The 5,438-nt window shown below is 63.7% G+C and carries 3 protein-coding genes and 2 pseudogenes; 3 read left to right on the top strand and 2 right to left on the bottom strand.

The window, feature by feature from the left end:
- Both RHBS_RS23720 and RHBS_RS23715 read right to left on the bottom strand, forming a co-directional pair.
- Positions 1 to 686: cytosine permease (locus RHBS_RS23720; RefSeq protein WP_187298611.1), on the bottom strand; the 686-nt coding region annotated here is incomplete at its 3' end.
- 200 nt (positions 687 to 886) lie between these two features.
- A complete protein-coding gene (locus tag RHBS_RS23715; protein WP_128646574.1) occupies positions 887 to 1,603 on the bottom strand; it encodes a GntR family transcriptional regulator in 717 nt (238 codons plus the stop codon).
- A 70-nt stretch (positions 1,604 to 1,673) separates the two neighbouring features.
- Here RHBS_RS23715 and mftE point away from each other — a divergent pair.
- The 3 genes and pseudogenes from mftE to mftG all read left to right on the top strand — a co-directional run.
- Positions 1,674 to 2,359: pseudogene (mftE, locus tag RHBS_RS23710) on the top strand (mycofactocin biosynthesis peptidyl-dipeptidase MftE).
- Between the two features lie 124 nt (positions 2,360 to 2,483).
- Positions 2,484 to 3,880, top strand: a pseudogene (gene mftF, locus RHBS_RS23705) (mycofactocin biosynthesis glycosyltransferase MftF).
- Between the two features lie 33 nt (positions 3,881 to 3,913).
- A partial coding sequence (gene mftG / locus RHBS_RS23700; RefSeq protein WP_128646575.1) for a mycofactocin system GMC family oxidoreductase MftG occupies positions 3,914 to 5,438 on the top strand: 1,525 nt, incomplete at its 3' end.

The raw sequence follows: 5,438 nt of genomic DNA, 5'->3' as shown, positions 1-5,438 counted from the left end.
CCCGCTTTCCAGATCAGGTAGCCGCACAGCATGAACATCACGACGTAGACGGCAGGGCCGCAGAAGTCGATGAACTTACGAATGGACTCCATGCCGCGCCAGAACACCGCGGCCTGCACGACCCACAGGAACAGGAAGCTGGCCCAGCCGAGCAGCGAGAGCCCTGCGAAACCGTAGTCGGCGGTGATGGCGTACGGAGCCAGCGACGGGAACAGCTTGATCAGCACGATGTCGAGGGCGGCCGACGCGAGGAACGTCTGAATGCCGTACCAGGCCACCGCGATCAAACCGCGAATGATCGCCGGAATGTTGGCACCGAGAACACCGAACACACTGCGACAGATGACCGGATAAGGAACTCCCGACACCTGACTCGGCTTGGCGACGAGGTTGCAGAAGAAGTAGACGATCGAGATGCCGACGAGCAGGGCGATCAACACCTGCCAGCTGGCCAACCCGAGCGCGAACAGACTGCCCGCCGTGACGTACCCACCCACCGAGTGCACGTCCGACATCCAGAAGGCGAACAGGTTGTACGAGGTCCAGGTCTGCTTCCTCAGTGGAGCGAGGTCCTCGTTGGTCAGCCGTGGGTCGTAGCTGTCCTTGATCAGTCCACCACCGACGGGGTGGCCCGCGGCTTCCACGAGATCTCCCGTCTGGGCGGGACCGTGCGCTGTATCTGTCATCGATGCTCCTGACGGCATGGCGTATGAGGTGAACGAAGGAGATGAACTAGTGAATGAGGAAAAGTTAGCGGCGAAGTGTTGCGCACTCATGACGAGAGCGATATATCTTTTGGGTCGTTCCTGCAGGCTCCACTCCCGATATCTTTTGGGTCGTTCCTGCAGGCTCCACTCCCGATATCTTTTCGGGCGTTCCCGCAGGCCTATTCCGGCGGCGGATCGGCGAACAATCCACGATCGTTGGACAGTGTCGAAATGACCGAATTGAGACGCGTGTGATGGTGCTGCGCGGCACGCAGCAAGTGCGCAGAATCGCGAGCCAGGAAAGCCGTGAGCATATCGGCGTGATCGCTGTGCAGCGATGCCCTGTCGGACCCGGCGACGTGCACCATCGGCTGCACGGGCTCGGTTATGTTCCAAGCGGATTCGAGCATGTGCAGAAGTCGATGCATGCGCGACGGCCGGGTCAGAGACAGGTGGAATTCACGCGAGAGGCGGTGGTATTCCCGTGAGTCGTCCTGAGTCAACGACGCCTCGAGCTGTCGATTCACCTCGATGAGGTGTGCGCGGTCGGAATCGGTGGCGAGTTCGACTGCCACCGGCAGTGCTGCGGTCTCGAGAACCTCTCGGACTATGTACATTTCGCGAAGTTCGTCGGCAGTCAGCTGCGCGACCGTGTAGCCCAGATTCGGCCGGTGGTCGACCAAACCCTCGCCGATCAGAGTCTTCAGCGATTCGCGCACCGGTATTCTGCTCACTCCGAACAGTTCCGCTACTTCGTTCAGTGGAATAGGGGTATTCGGTGGAGCATCGCCCGCGAGAATGACTCGTCGCAGTTCTCGCAGAATCGAAGGCTGGGGGCTACCGGGTGCCGCAATCGACAATTGAGAGAGCAATATCGACCGACGGCGGGGTGGCACGAATCGAAGATTAGCGACCCTTTGTTTCATCGGCGTGACGACTCGGTTCCATCCGATAGCATCAGCTTCCATGGCCACGGACTCGCTCGGTACGCAATTCTGGCCGCACGTCGACGGGTCGAGGATTCTCGTGGTCCCGGTCGGTTCGCTCGAACAGCATGGACCGCACCTTCCGCTCGATACGGACACCCGAATCGCCGACGCGTGGCGCGAACCATTCCGGATGCGCTCGTGGGTCCCGCGATCGCGTACGGAGCCAGTGGCGAACACGAGGGCTTTCCCGGCACTGTCTCGATCGGAATCGCTGCGCTCGAAGCGCTGCTGGTGGAGTACGGACGCTCCGCGTGCCGATGGTCCGACCGGGTGGTGTTCGTCAACGGCCACGGAGGCAACGGACCCACCGTGCGTTCGGCAGTGCTACTGCTGCGCTACGAGGGCCGAGACGTCGTCTGGTTCCCGTGTGCGGTGCCCGGAGCAGATGCTCACGCCGGGCGAACCGAAACGTCGTTGCTCCTGCACCTTTCGCCCGAGGTGGTGGACATGACGAAGGCGGAGGTAGGAAACGTGACCGACATCGCTGCGTTGCTCCCTTCGCTCCGCGACGGCGGCTTGGCACCGGTCACCGCCAACGGTGTGCTCGGCGACCCCACCGGTTCCGATCCGGAGGAGGGGCGGCGGGTGTTCGAGCAACTGTGTACCCGTGCCGCCGATGCGGTGCAGAGATGGACCCCCTCCGAGCATGGAGTGATCTCGTGACCGATCTCGGAAAACGCCTGCTCGGAGCCCGATCGGCGAGTCCGCAAAAACAGGGGGCAGGTATGTTCCGTCCTATTTCTCGGGTGGCCGACACTCCGGCGGCTTGTCCGCTTACGATCTCCTGATGGGTGAAGGTCGATTGCCTGATGGCTTCGGGGTGCGAGTCGATCCACGTGTACGTACTTTCTCCGAAGGGCGCGTCCTGATCGGTGGCTCACCGACACGAATGCTCAAGCTTGCACCGACGGCCGCCGCGATGATCGGCGACGGTTTCATCGAAGTGACCGACTCGCAATCCGCTCTCGTGGCACGCAAACTGCTCGACTCGGGCGTCGGGAACCCACGCCCGATGTCCATCCCGTCGCCGTCCGACGTCACCGTCGTCGTGCCGCTCAAGAACAACGAGGCAGGGTTGGCACGCCTGATCACTGCGCTCCACGGCCTGCACGTCATCATCGTCGACGACGGGTCCGACATTCCGGTCGCAGTGCCACGGACCTCGTGGAGCGTCGGCAGTGTGACGGTATTGCGGCACGAGCGCTCACGCGGGCCCGCTGCAGCACGGAACACCGGATTGCGATGCGCCACAACAGACTTTGTCGCTTTCCTCGATTCGGATGTCGTTCCGCGCAAGGGATGGCTCGAAGTGATGCTCGGGCACTTCTCGGATCCTGCGGTCGCCTTGGTAGCACCGAGAATCGTCGCTCTCGAGCCCGAGGGCAGCGCACTCGCCCGATACGAACACGCCCGCTCGTCCTTGGATCTCGGGCGCAAGGAAGCAGCCGTGCGGGCCGCAGCTCGGTGTCCTACGTGCCAGCGCCGCGATGTTGTTGCGGCGGTCGGTGGCGCTGGACTGCGAGGGGGTTCGACGAGTCGATGCACGTGGCCGAGGACGTCGACCTGTGCTGGCGGCTGCAGGAGGCGGGCTGGCGGTTGCGGTACGAGCCCGTGGCCCATGTTGCGCACGAGCATCGCGTCACCTTCGTCGAGTGGTTCGCACGCAAACTGTTCTACGGGACCGGAGCAACACCGTTGTCCGCTCGCCATCCGGGAATGGTGCCGCCGATCGCGATGTCGCCCTGGACACTGGTTGCCTGTCTACTGGCAGCGAGTCTGACGCGGATCGGACTCGTCGGTGCAGCCGCGACACTGTCGGTCACGATAGTTCGCCTGCGAAAGATGTTCGTCGGTTTGGATCAGCCCACGCGGATCGCGGCGATTCTTGCTGCCGAGGGTTTTGTCGCCGGGTTGTGGCAGCTTGCCTCGGCGCTGTGTCGACATTATTGGCCGATCACCTTGCTCGCGGTGCTGATGTCCAGTCGAATCAGAAAGATCGCTTTCGGACTGGCTGTGGCAGAAGCATTTTCGGATTGGTACAAGCACCGTGAGCTGGGCGGACTCGATCCTGTCCGCTACGCCTTCTTCAAACGTGCCGATGACATCGCCTACGGCACCGGTTTGTGGCGTGGCGCGCTGTCCGCGCGAAGCATCGACGCGCTCAAACCCCGCCTGGACGGCTGACGGGGTGCGAGCCCCTCTCGCATCGTGGGCGGTGTGAAACCGATCGAGTTCGCCGACGTCATCGTCGTCGGAGGTGGCTCGTGCGGATGTGTGGTGGCGGCACGTCTGAGCGAGAATCCCGATCGTTCGGTGTTGCTTCTCGAGGCGGGACCCGCTTTCTCCGGGGTCGCCGATGTTCCGGCTGCGTTGGTCGATGCGTCGATGCTCCCCATCGGCCCCGGCAGTGAATGGATAGGAACCTACTCGGCCGAGCTCACCGCAGGGGTCGGCCGGACTGTCGCCCGAGGCCGAGTTTTGGGTGGCTCCGGCGCAGTGAACGGTGGTTATTTCGTCCGCGCCACTCCCGGCGATTTCGACGCCTGGCCGCAGGCGGTGTGGTCCTTCGATCAGGTGTTGCCGTTCTACGTCCGCTCCGAAACCGATGTCGATCTCGGCTCGGCGAGGCGGTGGCACGGGTCGCGCGGGCCGATGCCGGTGGCGCGCACGCCTGTGGACGCTCGACATCCGCTGACGGCCGCATTCGTGGACTCTGCGGTGCGCGCAGGATTTCGGATGTACGAGGACATGAATGCTCCCGACGCGGCCTCCGGGGGAGTGGGCGCGGTGCCGTTGAACATCCGCAATGGAACCCGTGTAAGTGCCGCGCTCGCATACCTTTTGCCGGTAGTAGATCGAAAAAATCTACGCGTGCAGGGAAATACGACGGTGACGTCGTTGATGTTCAAGGACACCAGAGTGATCGGCGTCGAGATGATCGTCGACGGTGTGCGCAGGGTCGCGCGGTCCGATACCGTAATTCTGTCGGCCGGCGCTGTGCACACCCCGGCATTACTGCTTCGATCCGGCATCGGACGAGCCGATGATACTGTGGCGCTGGGAATCTCGGTGACCGTCGACAGTCCGGGCGTAGGCCACGGATTCAGCGACCATCCGGAGGTGGCCGTTCCTGTCGCCACGTGGAACGACCCTTCTGCGACATCGCCTGCGCTGGAGGCGGTGCTGCACGCCGGCGATGTGGAGATCAGGCCGTACACCAGAAGGTTCGACCAACTCATCGGCGGTCTGCCTCGCGGGCCGCATGTGGTCGGCGTCGGCCTGATGAGATCGGTGGGCCGGGGGAGCATCGCGCTGCGCAGTACCGACCCGTTCGAAGCGCCCGACGTGAGGTATCGCTATCTCGAAGCGGAAGGCGACCGGCGGGCGATGCGAGACGGCGTCGAACTGGCGCGAGATCTGCTGGCGTCGGCGTGCATGTCGGACGAGGTTGCAGTCTCGGCAGCCGATGATCCGCTCACCGCGCTCGGTACGTCGTTGCACCTGTCCGGCAGTGCCAGGATGGGGCCGGAGTCCGATCCGGGGGCGGTGCTCGACGATCATTGCCGCGTGCGCGGCGTCGATGGACTCCACGTCATCGATACTTCTGCTTTTCCGGTGGTGCCCAGCCGTGGACCGCATGCGACGGCAATCATGTTGGCCGAGCGCGCCGCGGCGCTGGTGGGAGTGGAGCCTGCGGAACGACCCGGGGTGGTGGGAGTGGAGCCTGCGGAACGACCCGGGG

The sequence above is a fragment of the Rhodococcus sp. BS-15 genome (assembly GCF_000813105.1).
Classification (GTDB): domain Bacteria; phylum Actinomycetota; class Actinomycetes; order Mycobacteriales; family Mycobacteriaceae; genus Rhodococcoides.
Note: the sequence above shows the minus strand (reverse complement) of the source record. Positions and strands in the feature narration are given on the sequence as shown.